Genomic DNA, 16,395 nt, shown 5'->3' with positions numbered 1-16,395 from the left:
CCCCCCCCCCCCCCCCCCCCCCCCCCCCCCCCCCCCCCCCCCCCCCCCCCCCCCCCCCCCCCCCCCCCCCCCCCCCCCCCCCCCCCCCCCGCTCCGACTTGAGTACGTTCGTACGGCTCTGTGCGTCAGACCTCGACGACCACGGGGAGGATCATCGGGCGGCGGCGGTAGTTGTCCGACACCCACTTGCCGACCGTACGGCGGACCAGCTGCTGGAGCTGGTGGGGCTCCGTGATGCCGTCCTGTGCCGACTTGGCCAGGGCCTCGTCGATCTTGGGCATCACGCCCGAGAAGGCGGCGTCGTCGATGCCCGAGCCACGGGCGTGGATGTCCGGACCACCGACGATCTTGCCGGTGGTGCTGTCCACGACCACATAGACCGAGATGATGCCCTCGTCGCCGAGGATCCGGCGGTCCTTGAGGTGCGCCTCGGTGACATCGCCGACCGAGAGACCGTCGACGTAGACATAGCCGGCCTTGACCTTGCCGACGATCTTGGCGACGCCGTCGACCAGGTCGACCACCACGCCGTCCTCGGCGATGACGATCCGGTCCTTCGGTACGCCGGTCAGGGCGCCCAGCTCGGCGTTGGCCCGCAGATGGCGCCATTCGCCGTGCACCGGCATGAGGTTCTTCGGCTTGCAGATGTTGTAGAAGTACAGCAGCTCGCCGGCCGAGGCGTGGCCCGAGACATGGACCTTGGCATTGCCCTTGTGGACCACGTCCGCGCCCCAGCGGGTGAGGCCGTTGATCACGCGGTAGACCGCGTTCTCGTTGCCCGGGATGAGGGACGAGGCCAGGATCACGGTGTCGCCCTGGACGATCCGGATCTGGTGGTCGCGATTGGCCATCCGGGAGAGGGCGGCCATCGGCTCGCCCTGGGAGCCGGTGCAGACCAGCACGACCTCGTCGTCGGGGAGATCGTCGAGCGTCTTGACGTCGACGACCAGGCCGGCGGGGACCTTCAGATAGCCCAGCTCGCGGGCGATGCCCATGTTGCGGACCATCGAGCGGCCGACGAAGGCGACCCGGCGGCCGTACTCGTGGGCGGCATCGAGGATCTGCTGGATCCGGTGCACATGGCTGGCGAAGCTGGCGACGATGATGCGCTTCTGGGCGTTCGCGAAGACCGTGCGCAGGACGTTGGAGATGTCCCGCTCGGGTGGGACGAAGCCCGGGACCTCGGCGTTCGTGGAGTCGGAGAGCAGAAGGTCGATGCCTTCCTCGCCGAGTCGCGCGAAGGCGGGGAGGTCGGTCAGCCGGCGGTCCAGCGGGAGCTGGTCCATCTTGAAGTCGCCGGTGTGCACGGCCATGCCCGCGGGGGTGCGGATGGCGACGGCCAGCGCGTCCGGGATCGAGTGGTTGACCGCGACGAACTCGCAGTCGAACGAGCCGATCCGCTCGGTGTGGCCCTCCTTCACCTCAAGGGTGTAGGGGCGGATGCGGTGCTCCTGAAGCTTGGCCTCGATGAGGGCGAGGGTCAGCTTCGAGCCGATGAGGGGGATGTCCGGCTTCTCGCGCAGGAGATAGGGGACGCCACCGATGTGGTCCTCGTGGCCGTGCGTGAGCACGATGCCGTCGATGTCGTCGAGACGGTCCCTGATGGACGTGAAGTCCGGAAGGATCAGGTCGATTCCGGGCTGCTCCTCCTCGGGGAAGAGCACTCCGCAGTCGACGATCAGCAGCCGGCCCTCGTATTCGAAGACCGTCATGTTGCGGCCGATTTCACCCAGGCCGCCGAGGGGGGTGACGCGCAGGCCACCCTTGGGAAGCTTCGGCGGGGCGCCGAGCTCAGGATGCGGATGACTCAAAAGACTCTCCTCACCACACGCGCCACGCTGCCGTCGAGGGCACGTGGCGCGCATGACATTCGTGCACTTGCTGTAGGGCGGTTGTTGGTCCGTATTCAGTTATGAAGTCTGTGATCAGAGCTGTACCCCGCCGGCGGCGAGATCGCGCGTCAGCTGCTCGGTCTCCTCGGGGGAGAGCTCCACGAGCGGCAGCCGCAGCGGACCGGCCGGCAGACCCTGGAGGCCGAGCGCGGCCTTGGTCGTGATGACGCCCTGGGTGCGGAACATGCCGGTGAAGACGGGCAGCAGCTTCTGGTGGATCTCGGTGGCCTTGGTGACGTCGCCGTTGAGGTGGGCGTCCAGGAGGGCGCGCAGCTCGGGGGTGACGATGTGGCCGACCACGGAGACGAAGCCGACGGCGCCGACCGAGAGCAGCGGGAGGTTCAGCATGTCGTCACCGCTGTACCAGGCCAGGCCGGAGCGCGCGATGGCCCAGCTGGCACGGCCGAGGTCACCCTTGGCGTCCTTGTTGGCGACGATCCGGGGATGCTCGGCGAGCCGGACCATGGTCTCGGTGTTGATCGGGACACCGCTGCGGCCCGGGATGTCGTAGAGCATCACCGGCAGCTCGGTGGCGTCCGCGATCGCCGTGAAGTGGCGGAGCAGGCCCTCCTGCGGGGGCTTGCTGTAATACGGGGTCACCGCGAGCAGGCCATGGGCGCCGGCGTCCTGGGCGGCGCGGGCCAGCTCGAGACTGTGGTGGGTGTCGTTGGTGCCGGCTCCGGCGACGACAAAGGCGCGATCGCCCACCGCATCGACCACGGCGCGGACCAGCTGTGCTTTCTCCGCATCGCTGGTGGTCGGGGACTCTCCGGTGGTGCCGTTGACGATGAGACCGTCATTGCCGGCGTCCACCAGATGGGCAGCGAGCCGCTGCGCGCCGTCGAGATCGAGAGCGCCATCCGGCGTGAATGGCGTGACCATGGCGGTCAGCACCCGCCCGAAGGGGGTCTGCGGTGTGGAAGTCGGAGCCATGGGTCCCACGCTACTCGTAGCTCACCGCGGGATGCGCCTCTGGGGAGCAGGGATGTGGACACCGGCACTGCCTGCTCGGGGGTTCAAGCAGTGCCGGGTCCGTCTGTTCAGCGTAAATGAACTTCTCAAAATGCCGCAATCCGGACACTTCGCACGTCTGTCCTGCGCGCTCCGGTAACCGGCCCGCGGCCTGGGCCTTACGGAGCGATCCGGCCATTCGCATTGAATGCGCCGTACGTGAGCGGCATGAGCTTGGCCCAGTGGGCCTCCATCTGCTCGCCGACCATCTCGATCTCGCGCTGCGGGAAGGACGGCACCTTCGCCTGCTCGTGCTGCGTGCGCAGGCCCAGGAAGTGCATCAGCGAGCGGGCATTGCAGGTGGCGTACATCGAGGAGAACAGACCGACGGGGAGCACGGCGCGGGCGACCTCGCGGGCGACACCGGCGGCGAGCATCTCCTGATACGCCTCGTAGGCCCGGCGGTAGGAATCCTCCATGACGCGGCCGGTGAGCTCGTGCTGCTCCTGGGTGCCGTCGACGAATTCGTACTTGCCGGGGCGGCCCTGCTGGACGAGCTTGCGGGACGCACCGGGGACGTAGAAGACCGGGTCGAGCTGACGGTAGCGGCCGGACTCCTCGTTGTACGACCAGCCGACGCGGTGCCGCATGAACTCGCGGAAGACGAAGATCGGCGCGCTGATGAAGAACGTCATGGAGTTGTGCTCGAAGGGGCTGCCGTGCCGGTCCCGCATGAGGTAGTTGATCAAGCCCTTGGAGCGCTCCGGGTCCTTCTGGAGCTCCTCCAGGGACTGCTCGCCGGCCGTGGAGACACGGGCCGCCCACAGCACATCGCTGTCCGCGGCGCTGTGCTTGACCAGCTCGACCGTCACCTCGCTCCGGAAGCTGACGGCTGCGCTGTCGGGGCTCGCAGCGCTCTCGGCAGGGGTCTGGGACACCGGCGGTTCCTTCCATTCGTTCTTCGTGCGCGACCAGCCTACGACCCGCCACTGACAGCCCGGGAAAGACGACGTGATGCCGCGTTAGCCGCAAAACGGACGCGCTTCAGCGGCCTGCGGCGCGGCAGTTGATATTTTTCACAGAAGTCTCGGAAAACGGGCACCAACCGGACTCCGCAGACGTCTAACCCTGTGACAGTGCCCACTTCGAGGTTCCTAGGAGAGCCCGCTCATGTTCCGCCGGCGAGAGCCCGTCCCGTTCGCCTTCGTTGCCGAGGCAGACCGGTTCCGCAGCAATGTCACTCCCCCGCCGCGGCAGCGCGCTTCCCGCGCGCAGCTCCTCGGCCAGTCTCTCATCACGCTGACAGTCGTGGGCGGCCTGGCCGGCGCCCTGCTGTTCGGCGTGCCCGCCCTGTCGCAGGACAGTTCCGGGTCGAGCCGGGTGCATCAGTCCGAGGCGCATCGCTGAACGGGCGGGCGGGGCGTGCCGGAAAGTGGTTCCGCTCCGCCGGTCCCGATAACCTCACCGGTCACAGCTTCCGACAGCGTGCCCATGAGTGAGGATCAGCCGTGCCCCTGCCCTTCCTGACGGCCGACCGCGACCTCGACACCGGTGCCGCGGATATCGCCGCACTGCCGCATGACGAGCCCGACCACTGGCGCCGTCCCTACCGCCCCGGACCGTGGCGGGTAGGGGCGGCGGCGGTGCTTTTGCTGCTCGCCTCGTTCGTCCTGCTCTCCGCGATGATCATCGCGATGGCCGGCTCGCTGCCCGGCGCCGCGGCCTGCGCGGCCGTAGGGGCGCTGATGATCGCCCTCGCCCTGCGGCTGCTGCGCGTCGGCCTGTGGGTCAGCGCGCAGGGTCTGCGCCAGGTGAATCTGCTGCGTACGGCGACCGAGCCGTGGAGCGCCATCGCCTCCGTGCGCACCCGCCAGCAGCCGGTGCGCTGGCTGGGGCTGCCGCGGACGGTGCAGGGCCAGGCCCTGATCATCGAGCGGACCCAGGGGGAGCCGTTGCGGACCCTGATCACCGACCACAATGGCGACTTCCTGTCCCGTCCGGAGGCCTTCGAGCAGGCCGCGGACGTCCTGGAGGCCTGGGCGGCGGAACACCGCGGCTGAGCCTTCGGCCCTCGTCGTCCGTGGTAGCCGGGCATCGCGCGCCCCAGGGGCCAGGGCCCCGGCGGGCCCTGACCCGTGGAACGGCTCAGGCAGCCGGGACGGCCTTGTGGTCGTGCAGGGCGATGGCGCGCTGCATCGCCTTACGGGCGCGCGGGGTATCCCGGGCGTCGTGGTAGGCCACCGCGAGCCGGAACCACGTACGCCAGTCGCCGGGCGCTTCCTCGGTCTCGGCCTGCCGCCGGGCGAAGACCGCGTCGGCCGCGTCCCGGTCGATCCGGCCGCCGGGGGTGCGCTGGAGCTCGTCGGCGGGCAGTCCGCCCTCGGCCTCCAGCACCCGCGCCAGCCGGTGGGCGTCGCGGGCGAAGCGGGTGTTGTGCCACAGGAACCAGCCGCCGATGCACGGCAGCAGGAAGGCCACCGCCCCCATGCCCATGGCCGCCGGCTCGCCGGTCAGCAGGAGGAGGACGCCCTCCAGCGCCACCACGCCGAACACCAGGATCAGCACGGTGGCGAGGAAGAAGTACGTGATCTTTCCGCCCATACCCGTCAGCCCAGGTCGAGGAAGTTTTCCAGGCCCACGGTCAGGCCCGGAGTGTTCACCACCCGGCGCACCCCGAGCAGGATGCCCGGCATGAAGCTGCTGTGGTGGAGGGAGTCATGGCGGATGGTGAGGGTCTCGCCCTCGCCGCCGAAGAGCACCTCCTGGTGGGCCAGCAGACCGCGCAGCCGTACGGAGTGCACGGGGACGCCGTCCACGTCCGCGCCGCGGGCGCCGTCCAGCGCGGTGCTGGTGGCGTCCGGCTGCGGGGCGCAGCCGGCCTCCTCACGGGCCTTGGCGATCAGCTGAGCGGTGCGGGCGGCGGTGCCGGACGGGGCGTCCGCCTTCTTCGGGTGGTGCAGCTCGACGACCTCGACCGACTCGAAGAACCGGGCCGCCTGCTGGGCGAACCGCATGGTCAGCACCGCACCGATGGAGAAGTTCGGGGCGATGAGCACGCCCGCCCCGGGCGAGGCGGCGAGCGAGGTGCGCAGCTGCGCGAGGCGCTCATCGGTCCACCCGGTCGTCCCGACCACCGCGTGCATCCCGTGACGCACACAGAAGTCGAGGTTACCCATCACCGCGCCGGGGTTGGTCAGCTCGACCACGACCTGGGCACCGGCCTCGACCAGCGTCTCCAGCTTGTCGCCCCGGCCCAGCCCGGCGACCAGCTCCATGTCCTCGGCGGCCTCGACCGCCCGAACGGCCTCGGAGCCGATGCGCCCCTGGGCTCCCAGTACGGCCACGCGCAGCTTGCTCATCGTTTCCCGTCTCTCTCTTGGTGGTATCGCAGCGGGCCTATGCGACGACGTCGTCGAGCCGGGCCGCCTGCCGGTCCTTCAGGGGGCCGATGACGGACAGCGAGGGACGGGTGCCCAGGACGTCCCGGGCCACCTCGCGCACCTCGTCCGGGGTGACGGCGGCGATCCGCGCGAGCATCTCGTCGACCGACATCTGCTCGCCCCAGCACAGCTCGCTCTTGCCGATGCGGTGCATCAGCGCGCCGGTGTCCTCCAGGCCGAGGACGGTCGAGCCGCGCAGCTGGCCGATCGCGCGGCGGATCTCGTCGTCGGTGAGGCCCTGGGACGCCACCTGGTCGAGTTCGTCGCGGCAGATCTTGAGGACGTCCTGCACCTGGTTCGGGCGGCAGCCCGCGTAGACGCCGAACAGTCCGCAGTCGGCGAAGCCCGAGGTGTACGAGTACACGCTGTAGGCGAGACCGCGCTTCTCGCGGACCTCCTGGAAGAGGCGGGAGCTCATCCCGCCGCCCAGGGCGGTGTTCAGCACGCCCATCGCCCAGCGCCGGTCGTCGGTGCGTGCCATCCCGGGCATCCCGAGGATCACATGGGCCTGCTCGGTCTTGCGGTTGAGCAGTTCGACGCGTCCTGCGGTGCGGATGGCGCGGGCACCGGAGCGCGGCGCCATCGGGGTGGCGTCCGTCCGGTCCAGGGCCCCGGCCTGCTCGAAGGCGCGGCGCACCAGGCGGACGACCTTGGCGTGGTCGATGTTGCCGGCGGCCGTGACGACGAGGTGCGTGGGGTCGTAGTGCTTCTTGTAGAAGCGGCGGATGCGCTCGGGGGTGAGGGCGTTGACGGTGTCGACGGTGCCCAGGACCGGGCGGCCGAGCGGGGTGTCACCGAGCATGGTGTGCGCGAACAGGTCGTGCACACAGTCGCCCGGGTCGTCCTCGGTCATCGCGATCTCTTCGAGGATGACGCCGCGCTCGGCGTCCACGTCCTCGGCCTCCACCAGCGAGCCGGTCAGCATGTCGCACACCACGTCTATGGCGAGCGGCAGATCGGTGTCCAGCACCCGCGCGTAGTAGCAGGTGTACTCCTTCGCGGTGAAGGCGTTCATCTCGCCGCCGACCGCGTCGATGGCGGCGGAGATGTCCAGCGCGCTGCGCCGCTCGGTGCCCTTGAAGAGCAGGTGCTCCAGGTAGTGCGTGGCGCCGTTCAGGGACGGGGTCTCGTCCCGGGAGCCGACGTTCGCCCAGATCCCGAAGGTGACGGAGCGGACCGTCGGCAGCGTCTCGGTGACGATGCGCAGACCGCCGGGGAGGGTGGTCCGGCGGACCGTGCCGGCGCCCGCGGTGCCCTTGAGAAGCGTTTGGGTACGGGCGACGGCCCGCCCCTCCGTGGAGGTGCGGGCCGTCGTCATGTGCGTACGGGACGTCACTTGGCGGCGTCGTCCTTCGTGCCCTCGGCCGCATCCTCTTCCTCAATCACGGGGATCAGGGAGAGCTTGCCGCGCTGGTCGATCTCGGCGATCTCGACCTGGACCTTGGCGCCGACCGCGACCACGTCCTCGACGTTCTCCACGCGCTTGCCACCGGCGAGCTTGCGGATCTGCGAGATGTGGAGCAGGCCGTCCTTGCCCGGGAGCAGGGAGACGAACGCACCGAAGGTGGTGGTCTTGACGACCGTGCCCAGGTAGCGCTCGCCGACCTCCGGCATGGTCGGGTTGGCGATGCCGTTGATCGTGGCGCGGGCGGCCTCGGCGGCCGGGCCGTCGGCGGCACCGATGTAGATCGTGCCGTCGTCCTCGATCGTGATGTCGGCGCCGGTGTCCTCCTGGATCTGGTTGATCATCTTGCCCTTGGGGCCGATGACCTCGCCGATCTTGTCCACCGGGATCTTGACGGTGATGATCCGCGGGGCGTTCGGGGACATCTCGTCCGGAACGTCGATCGCCTCGTTCATCACATCGAGGATGTGCAGACGGGCGTCGCGGGCCTGCTTGAGCGCGGCGGCCAGGACGGAGGCCGGGATGCCGTCCAGCTTGGTGTCCAGCTGGAGGGCGGTCACGAAGGTCTTCGTGCCGGCGACCTTGAAGTCCATGTCACCGAAGGCGTCCTCCGCACCGAGGATGTCGGTGAGGGCGACGTAGTGGGTCTGGCCGTCGATCTCCTGGGAGATCAGGCCCATGGCGATACCGGCGACCGGGGCCTTGAGGGGCACACCGGCGTTCAGCAGCGACATGGTGGAGGCGCAGACCGAGCCCATGGACGTCGAGCCGTTGGAGCCCAGCGCCTCGGAGACCTGGCGGATCGCGTAGGGGAACTCCTCGCGGGTCGGCAGCACCGGCACGATGGCGCGCTCGGCGAGCGCACCGTGGCCGATCTCGCGGCGCTTGGGGGCACCCACGCGGCCGGTCTCACCGACGGAGTACGGCGGGAAGTTGTAGTTGTGCATGTAGCGCTTGCGGGTCACCGGGGAGAGGGTGTCCAGCTGCTGCTCCATGCGGAGCATGTTGAGGGTGGTGACGCCCAGGATCTGGGTCTCGCCACGCTCGAACAGGGCGGAACCGTGCACCCGCGGGATGGCCTCGACCTCGGCGGCGAGCGTACGGATGTCCGTGACGCCGCGGCCGTCGATGCGCTTCTTCTCCTTGATGACGCGCTCACGGACCAGGCTCTTGGTCAGCGAACGGTACGCCGCGGAGATCTCCTTCTCGCGACCCTCGAACTGCGGGAGCAGCTTCTCGGCGGCCACGCTCTTGACGCGGTCCAGCTCGTTCTCGCGCTCCTGCTTGCCGGCGATGGTCAGCGCCTGGGAGAGCTCGTCCTTGACCGCGGCGGTGAGCGCCTCCAGGACGTCGTCCTGGTAGTCGAGGAAGACCGGGAACTCACCGACGGGCTTGGCGGCCTTGGCGGCGAGGTCCGACTGGGCCTTGCACAGGACCTTGATGAAGGGCTTGGCGGCTTCCAGACCGGCGGCGACGACCTCTTCGGTCGGGGCCTCGGCGCCGTCCTTGACCAGCTGGATGGTCTTCTCGGTGGCCTCGGCCTCGACCATCATGATCGCGACGTCGCCGTCCGGGAGGACGCGGCCGGCCACGACCATGTCGAAGACGGCGTCCTCGAGCTCGGTGTGGGTCGGGAACGCCACCCACTGGCCGTTGATCAGGGCGACACGGGTGCCGCCGACCGGGCCGGAGAAGGGCAGGCCGGCCAGCTGCGTGGAGCAGGAGGCGGCGTTGATGGCGACCACGTCGTAGAGGTGGTCGGGGTTGAGCGCCATGACCGTCTCGACGATCTGGATCTCGTTGCGCAGGCCCTTCTTGAAGGAGGGGCGCAGCGGGCGGTCGATCAGGCGGCAGGTGAGGATCGCGTCCTCGGAGGGGCGGCCCTCACGGCGGAAGAAGGAACCGGGGATCTTCCCGGCTGCGTACATCCGCTCCTCGACGTCGACGGTCAGCGGGAAGAAGTCCAGCTGGTCCTTCGGGGTCTTGGAAGCGGAGGTGGCCGACAGCACCATGGTGTCGTCGTCCAGGTACGCCACGGCGGAACCGGCGGCCTGCTTGGCCAGGCGGCCCGTCTCGAAGCGGATGGTGCGGGTGCCGAAGGAACCGTTGTCGATCACGGCTTCGGCGTAGTGGGTCTCGTTCTCCACCAGGAATATCTCCTCGTATGTGTCCGCTGCCCGTGTGGCAGGGGACCGTCTTCGGTGGAGCGCCGGTGCGGGCCGGTCTTCGATCGAAGCACCCGGAGTGAGGGCCATGGAGTGTCTCCATGGATCGTCCGGGGGCCACTACCGAGGACCGGCGGCCAGGTGGCGCTCCTACCGCGTTCGCTTTTTGCGATATGGCACCAGACTACAAAGCTTCCGTCCACCTCGCGGCGGGGCGGAGTCCGGTGCGTATGGCAAAGGGAGCGGCCCCCGGGTGGGAACCGCTCCCTCTACGGCGTCTTACTTGGCGCCCGCCGCGCCGCGGCGGATGCCCAGGCGCTCGACCAGCGCGCGGAAGCGCGTGATGTCCTTCTTCGCCAGGTACTGCAGCAGGCGGCGGCGCTGGCCGACGAGCAGCAGCAGACCACGGCGGGAGTGGTGGTCGTGCTTGTGGGTCTTGAGGTGCTCGGTCAGGTCCGAGATGCGGCGGGAGAGCATCGCGACCTGAACCTCGGGGGAACCGGTGTCACCCTCCTTGGTGGCGAACTCGGCCATGATCTGCTTCTTCGTAGCGGCGTCGAGCGACACGCGGTACTCCTCTTGGTTTCGGCCCGTGAGCGCCCCTGGATTTGCTTCACAGGGGATCTTGGATAACTCGACCGGACCGTCACACAGCGTACCAGCTGGCAACGGCCCCCCGACCGGCTGGTCGGGGGGCCGTGGAAAAGGCCGGTGAGCGGGGGGCTAGCTACTGCCGGTGAGGCCGCGGACCGTGGCGTACACGTCCAGGACCGCCAGGCACAGCGGCACCAGGGACAGCAGGACCAGACCGTCGAAGAGGTCGAAGATCCGGCCCCAGAAGGGGGTGACGCCCTTGCGCGGGACGACCAGGCCGACGCCCACCAGGAGGGCGGCGCCCGCCGCGATGCTGCTGGAGAACCAGACCGTGCGGATGTTCAGCGGGCCGGCGTCCTGGAAGCGCTCCAGCTCGACGAAGATCTCCGTCGGCGGGTTCAGCGCGATGCCCAGGATCAGCAGGACAATCGTGAGGATGCCCGCGATGGTCAGGCAGGCGACCTGTGCGGTGTAGTCGAAGAGCCGGGCGCGCAGCATGACCGTGATGCCCGCGGCCAGCGCCAGCAGCTGGGCCCACATGTTGTCGGAGAAGCCGAGGACCGCACCGGCCGAGCCGACGACCAGGGCGGCGCAGCCGGCGACCAGGCCGAGCAGCAGCTCGTGTCCGCGCTTGGCCTGGTTGCCGATCTTGACGAAGTCGACGGACTCGGTCTCGCCGCTGTTGTCGTACGAGCCCTTCGCGATCTGGTCGGGCGACTTGTAGCCGATCGGCAGCCTGGCGAAGCGGGCGGAGAGGCCGGGCAGCCAGGCGACCAGCGCGATGGCGACGACGGCGGTGACGGCGGCGACCTCGATGGGCGCGGCGTCGGTGAGGATCGCGGCGAAGACCGCGAGGGTGCCGGCGGCGGAGAGGAACGCGGCGGCGACGAAGGGTGCGTCACCGCGCGGCAGCAGGACCACCAGGAGTACGGAGGCGATCAGTACGGTCACACAGCCGACGAGGAGGTGCAGCCGGCCGGGGCCGGCGCCCTCGTCGACGGGGAAGATGCCGGAGCCGGCGAGCAGCAGATGCGGAAGCGCGGCCAGGCCCAGCGCGATGGAGGAGCCGTGGTCGTCGTAGACCCGGGCGCGGACGCCGGCCAGGGCGACCAGGACGATGCCGACGACACCGGCGATGATGCCGGGCAGGCGGTGCATGTCGCGGTTCATGGGGTTCGAGAACCACAGGGCGAACGCCATCATGACGAGCAGCAGCACACCGGCGGAGAGGCCGACGACATGCATGAGGTCGTCGCTCCAGCGGCTGCGATTGCGCTTGACCGCGGAGGCGACGGCGTCGGAAACATCGTCGAAGACCGGGAGCGGCAGCGACTCGGCGAACGGCTTCAGAAGAAGGAGGTCGCCGTCGAGGATCTGCTGCTGCGCGAGCGACTGCCCGGCGTCAAGTACGGTGCCGTCGCGGCGTACAAGGTGATAGCCGGTCGGGGCGCCCTCCGCCTGGGACTGACCGGAGAGCCGCAGAATCTCCGGGTAAATGTCCACGAGTGCGACGTCTTCCGGCAGAGCCACATCGATCCGTGCATCCGGCGCGGCGACTGTGACCCGGCAAAAGCCGGTGCCAGTGCTCGTGCTCACCTGGCGGTTCCCCCTATCCGTTGGGCGTTTTGTCGCTTCGCGCGCCGTATATATAGAGCCGTCACTACGGGGCTTGGGCACGCTCGCGAGGCGTCAGCGTACCGTCCAATTCGGCGGCCGCCCCACCCACCCCGAGACTTGACGCTTAACAGTAGGATCAACGCCTGCGTCGGGCCAAGTACTTGGCTCGGGGGACCGTCGAATCCAACGGGGGCGGTCCGAGACTGCGAGATGCATGAAGGACTGATGCCTCGGTGAGCGTTGTCATCGTCAAGCGCCCGCCCCGCGCGCTGCCACCCGAAGTCCCCTCGGAGGAGGTGACACTCGAGGCACCTCCGGAGCTGCCGCGTGAGGGTGAATCAGAGAACATGCTGATGACCCTTATGCCCATGATGGGCATGGCGTCATCGGCGGGATTCTTGTTCATGGGCAATCAGCCGTTCATGAAAATCATGGGCGGCTTTATGGTGGCGTCCACTCTGGCAATGGCGATCGTGCAGATCGTCAAGGCCCGCCAAGGGCCTTCCGGGCAAATGCTCCAAGAGCGCCAGGATTACCTCAAGTACCTTACGCAGAAGCGAAAAGAGGTACGGCGCACCGCGCGTAAGCAGCGGGACGCCCAGCTGTTCACCCACCCCGACCCGAGCCAGTTGTGGTCCATCGTGGCCGAGGGCAAACGCGTCTGGGAACGACGGGCGAGCGACCCGGACTTCGGGCAGGTACGGCTGGGGCTCGGGCCGCAGCAGCTGGCCACTCCCCTGCGGGCCCCGGAGACCGCTCCGGTCGACGAGCTGGAACCGCTCACCGCGCATGCGATGAAGGAGTTCCTCGACAAGCACGGGCACTTGGACAGCCTGCCGCTGGCGGTCTCGCTGCGCGCCTTCTACCACCTGACCGTCTCCGGCGACCCGGACACGGTCTACGGCGCCTCGCGTGCCGTCGTCGCCCAGCTGTGCACCCTGCACTCGCCCGAGGACCTGGTGGTGGCCGTCGTCGCCGCGCCCGGTGCGCAGGCGGAGTGGGAGTGGACGAAGTGGCTCCCGCACGTGCAGGACAAGACCACGGACGGCGCCGGGTCGCGCCGGCTGGTGGTCGGTGACCTCGGTGAGATCGAGGAGCTGCTGGCGGACGACCTGGAGGGCCGCGGCCGGTTCAACCCGCAGGGCACTCCGGTGACCGACACCCCGCATGTGCTGATCGTGCTGGACGGCGGCGAGGTGCCGATGGACTCGGTGATCGCCGGGGCCGAGGGTCTGCAGGGCGTCACCATCCTGGAGGTCGTACCGGGCGATCTGGACGAGATCCGGGGCGGTCTGGCCGTCCAGGTCCAGCCGGGCAAGCTGGTGCTGGAGTCGGCCAGCGGCGCGGTCTACCACGGTGTCTGCGACACCCTGTCGATCGCCGAGGCGGAGGCGCTGGCGCGCCAGCTGGCCCCGCTGCGGGCGGGGTCCGGCGCGGATGGTGAGGAACCGCTGCTGTCGAACCTGGACTTCACCGACCTGATGAACATCGGTGACGCCGGTTCGGTCGATGTGTCGCGTACCTGGCGGCCGCGGACGCTGCACGAGCGGCTGCGGGTGCCGATCGGTGTCGACAAGGACGGCCAGCCCGTCATGCTCGACATCAAGGAGGCCTCGCAGGAGGGCATGGGCCCGCACGGCCTGTGTGTCGGTGCGACCGGTTCCGGTAAGTCCGAGGTGCTGCGCACCCTGGTGCTCGCGCTCGCGGTGACCCACTCCTCGGAGACCCTCAACTTCATCCTCGCGGACTTCAAGGGTGGCGCCACCTTCACGGGCATGTCCGAGATGCCGCACGTCGCGGCCGTCATCACCAACCTCGGTGAGGACGTCACCCTGATCGACCGCATGCGCGACTCGATCACCGGTGAACTCCAGCGCCGTCAGGAGCTGCTGCGCTCGGCGGGCAACTACGCCAACATCACCGACTACGAGAAGGCACGTGCCGCGGGTGCGCCCCTGGACCCGCTGCCGTCGCTGGTGATGGTGCTCGACGAGTTCTCCGAGCTGCTGACCGCCAAGCCCGACTTCATCGACATGTTCATCCAGATCGGCCGTATCGGCCGGTCGATGGGTGTGCACATGCTGCTCGCCTCGCAGCGCCTGGAAGAGGGCAAGCTGCGCGGCCTGGACACCTTCCTGTCCTACCGGCTGGGTCTGCGGACGTTCTCCGCGGCCGAGTCGCGGACCGCGATCGGTGTGCCGGACGCCTACCACCTGCCGAACGTCCCGGGTTCCGGCATCCTCAAGTACGACACCGAGACGATGGTCCAGTTCAAGGCCGCGTATGTCTCGGGTCCCTACCGCGGGCCCGGTGCCGGCGGCGGCCCCGGCGGCAGCCGGACCCGGCGTCTGCCGGTGCCGTTCACCGCGGCGCCGGTCGTCGAGCAGATCATCGAGGACCCCACCCCGGTCGAGCCGGAAGCCCCGGAGCAGGACGACGCGCTCGCCGACACCGTCCTCGACGTCATCGTGCAGCGCATGCAGGGCCAGGGCCCGCCGGCGCACCAGGTGTGGCTGCCCCCGCTGGACGAGCCGCCGACGGTCAACCAGCTGCTGCCGACGCTCGCGGTCACGCCCGAACGGGGTGTGCACGCACCGGAGTACACCGCGCTCGGCAAGCTCGTGGTGCCGGTCGCGCTGGTGGACAAGCCGTTCGAGCAGCGGCGTGACGTGATGTACCTGGACTTCTCCGCGGGCGCCGGTCACGGTCTGGTCGTGGGTGGTCCGCAGTCCGGTAAGTCCACGCTGATCCGGGCCGCCATCGCCTCGTTCGCGCTCACCCACACCCCGGCCGAGGTGCAGTTCTACTGCCTCGACTTCGGTGGCGGCGGCATGCTGACCATGGAGGGCCTGCCGCACGTCGGCGGTGTCGCCTCGCGTCTGGACGCCGAGAAGGTGCGCCGTACGGTCTCCGAGGTCGTCGGCATCCTCAACGAGCGCGAGGAGTTCTTCCGGGCCAACAACATCGACTCGATCGGGACCTACCGCCAGCGGCGGGCCTCGGGCGCCTACCCCGACCAGAAGTGGGGCGACGTCTTCCTGGTCATCGACGGCTGGGCGACGTTCAAGACCGACTACGAGCAGATGGACCCGGTGATCCTGGACATCGCCGCCCGGGGTCTCGGCTTCGGTGTCCACCTGATCATCGCCGGTGCGCGCTACACCGAGGTGCGTCCCGCGCTGCGCGACCAGCTCCTCAACCGCGTCGAGCTGCGCCTGGGTGACCCGATGGAGTCGGAGTTCGACCGCAAGCGCGCGGAGAACGTCCCGATGGGCAAGCCCGGTCGCGGTATGTCCCCCGAGAAGCTCGACTTCCTGGCGGCGCTGCCGCGGCTGGACGGGATGAGCGACCCGGAGACGCTCAGCGACGGCATCGCGAACCTGGTGTCGACGGTCAGCGAGCACTGGCAGGGCGAGCCCGCCCCCGCGGTGCGGATGCTGCCGACGATGCTGCACGTCAACGAGCTGCCCAAGGGCAGCGACTACCCGGATCACGGGATCGCGATCGGTGTCGACGAGACCACGCTGTCGCCGGCGTTCATCGACTTCGAGACCGACCCGCTGCTGGTCATCTACGGCGAGAGCGAGTCCGGAAAGTCGTCGCTGCTGCGGCTGCTGACCAAGCAGATCGCCGAGCGGTACCCGTCCGAGAAGGCGCTGATGGTGGTCTCCGACTACCGCCGCGCGCTGCTCGGCGAGGTGCCCGAGAGCCATCTGTACAAGTACTGCGCCGCGGGGCCGCAGCTTCAGGAGGTCATCAGCGGGCTGGCCGGTTCGCTGGGCCGCCGGATGCCCGGCCCGGACGTCACGCCGGAGCAGCTGCGCAACCGCAGCTGGTACGACCTGCCGGACGCGTTCGTGATCGTGGACGACTACGACCTGGTGGCGACCAGCAGCGGCAACCCGCTGCAGCCGCTGCTGGAGTACCTGCCGTTCGCCCGTGACCTGGGTCTGCGCCTGATCATCGCGCGCAGCTCGTCGGGTGCCGGACGGTCGTCCTTCGAGCCGGTGATGCAGCGCACCAAGGAGCTCGGCGCGCAGGGTCTGATCCTCTCCGCCGATCCGGCCGAGGGGCCGCTGATGGGCAACATCAAGGGCCAGAGCCTGACGCCCGGACGGGCCACGTTCATCACGCGTAAGCGCGGTGCGCAGCTGGTCCAGACGGGCTGGCTGCCGGCGAACGGCGGCTGACCGGGACCGTACGAAACGGCGGTGGGGGGGGGGGGGGGGGGGGGGGGGGGCCCCCCCCCTTTTTCTTTTCTTTGCTTTTTTTTTTTCTTTTTTCCTTGCCTTCTGCCCCTCCCCACCCCCCCCCCCCTTTTGGTTGCTTTT

The 16,395-nt window shown here is 69.3% G+C and carries 12 protein-coding genes; 3 read left to right on the top strand and 9 right to left on the bottom strand.

Features of this window, described 5'->3' with window-relative positions; all coding sequences use genetic code 11:
* Nucleotides 1–125: 125 nt before the first annotated feature.
* The 3 genes from ACZ4XD_RS31895 to thyX form a co-directional block, all read right to left on the bottom strand.
* On the bottom strand, nt 126–1,811 hold the full coding sequence (locus tag ACZ4XD_RS31895; RefSeq protein ID WP_468047837.1) for a ribonuclease J: 1,686 nt from the start codon (nt 1,809–1,811) through the stop codon (nt 126–128).
* A 114-nt stretch (nt 1,812–1,925) separates the two neighbouring features.
* Nucleotides 1,926–2,825, bottom strand: coding sequence for a 4-hydroxy-tetrahydrodipicolinate synthase (gene dapA / locus ACZ4XD_RS31890; RefSeq protein WP_251083968.1), 900 nt, complete (start codon nt 2,823–2,825; stop codon nt 1,926–1,928).
* A 197-nt stretch (nt 2,826–3,022) separates the two neighbouring features.
* A complete protein-coding gene (gene thyX / locus ACZ4XD_RS31885; protein ID WP_042149617.1) occupies nt 3,023–3,781 on the bottom strand; it encodes an FAD-dependent thymidylate synthase in 759 nt (252 codons plus the stop codon).
* 232 nt (nt 3,782–4,013) lie between these two features.
* Between thyX and ACZ4XD_RS31880 the strand changes: the two genes are divergently transcribed.
* Together ACZ4XD_RS31880 and ACZ4XD_RS31875 are read left to right on the top strand one after the other, a co-directional pair.
* Nucleotides 4,014–4,250 (top strand): hypothetical protein, encoded by a 237-nt coding sequence (locus tag ACZ4XD_RS31880; RefSeq protein WP_467152818.1) that lies wholly within the window; start codon nt 4,014–4,016, stop codon nt 4,248–4,250.
* Between the two features lie 101 nt (nt 4,251–4,351).
* On the top strand, nt 4,352–4,903 hold the full coding sequence (locus tag ACZ4XD_RS31875; protein WP_468047835.1) for a PH domain-containing protein: 552 nt from the start codon (nt 4,352–4,354) through the stop codon (nt 4,901–4,903).
* A gap of 85 nt (nt 4,904–4,988) precedes the next feature.
* Here ACZ4XD_RS31875 and ACZ4XD_RS31870 read toward each other — a convergent pair whose 3' ends face one another.
* The 6 genes from ACZ4XD_RS31870 to eccD all read right to left on the bottom strand — a co-directional run bounded on the left by ACZ4XD_RS31870 (nt 4,989) and on the right by eccD (nt 12,043).
* Nucleotides 4,989–5,444, bottom strand: coding sequence for a hypothetical protein (locus ACZ4XD_RS31870; protein ID WP_042149608.1), 456 nt, complete (start codon nt 5,442–5,444; stop codon nt 4,989–4,991).
* A gap of 5 nt (nt 5,445–5,449) precedes the next feature.
* Nucleotides 5,450–6,202, bottom strand: coding sequence for a 4-hydroxy-tetrahydrodipicolinate reductase (dapB, locus tag ACZ4XD_RS31865; RefSeq protein WP_468047832.1), 753 nt, complete (start codon nt 6,200–6,202; stop codon nt 5,450–5,452).
* 37 nt (nt 6,203–6,239) lie between these two features.
* On the bottom strand, nt 6,240–7,619 hold the full coding sequence (locus tag ACZ4XD_RS31860; protein WP_042149602.1) for a M16 family metallopeptidase: 1,380 nt from the start codon (nt 7,617–7,619) through the stop codon (nt 6,240–6,242).
* Nucleotides 7,616–9,835, bottom strand: a complete 2,220-nt coding sequence (locus ACZ4XD_RS31855) for a polyribonucleotide nucleotidyltransferase (RefSeq protein ID WP_468047830.1) — start codon at nt 9,833–9,835, stop codon at nt 7,616–7,618. Before ACZ4XD_RS31855 ends, ACZ4XD_RS31860 begins: the two co-directional genes overlap by 4 nt.
* A 297-nt stretch (nt 9,836–10,132) precedes the next feature.
* Nucleotides 10,133–10,420 carry a 30S ribosomal protein S15 gene (rpsO, locus tag ACZ4XD_RS31850; RefSeq protein ID WP_006602744.1) on the bottom strand — a complete coding sequence of 96 codons (288 nt, stop codon included), beginning with the start codon at nt 10,418–10,420 and terminating at the stop codon, nt 10,133–10,135.
* Nucleotides 10,421–10,576: 156 nt separating this feature from the next.
* Complete coding sequence (gene eccD / locus ACZ4XD_RS31845; RefSeq protein ID WP_468047828.1) at nt 10,577–12,043, bottom strand: type VII secretion integral membrane protein EccD; 1,467 nt, start codon at nt 12,041–12,043, stop codon at nt 10,577–10,579.
* A 254-nt stretch (nt 12,044–12,297) separates the two neighbouring features.
* Between eccD and eccCa the strand changes: the two genes are divergently transcribed.
* Nucleotides 12,298–16,254, top strand: coding sequence for a type VII secretion protein EccCa (eccCa, locus tag ACZ4XD_RS31840; RefSeq protein ID WP_468047826.1), 3,957 nt, complete (start codon nt 12,298–12,300; stop codon nt 16,252–16,254).
* The last annotated feature ends 141 nt before the right edge of the window (nt 16,255–16,395 follow it).

Source organism: Streptomyces sp. NPDC029466, assembly GCF_055574515.1.
This window is presented reverse-complemented; position numbering and strand designations above follow the sequence as displayed.

What these genes read in the sequence shown, in the direction of transcription:
- dapA (WP_251083968.1), bottom strand. Translation starts at nt 2,825, where the DNA reads ATGGCTCCGACTTCCACACCGCAGACCCCCTTCGGGCGGGTGCTGACC.
- ACZ4XD_RS31880 (WP_467152818.1), top strand. Translation starts at nt 4,014, where the DNA reads ATGTTCCGCCGGCGAGAGCCCGTCCCGTTCGCCTTCGTTGCCGAGGCA.
- ACZ4XD_RS31870 (WP_042149608.1), bottom strand. Translation starts at nt 5,444, where the DNA reads ATGGGCGGAAAGATCACGTACTTCTTCCTCGCCACCGTGCTGATCCTG.
- dapB (WP_468047832.1), bottom strand. Translation starts at nt 6,202, where the DNA reads ATGAGCAAGCTGCGCGTGGCCGTACTGGGAGCCCAGGGGCGCATCGGC.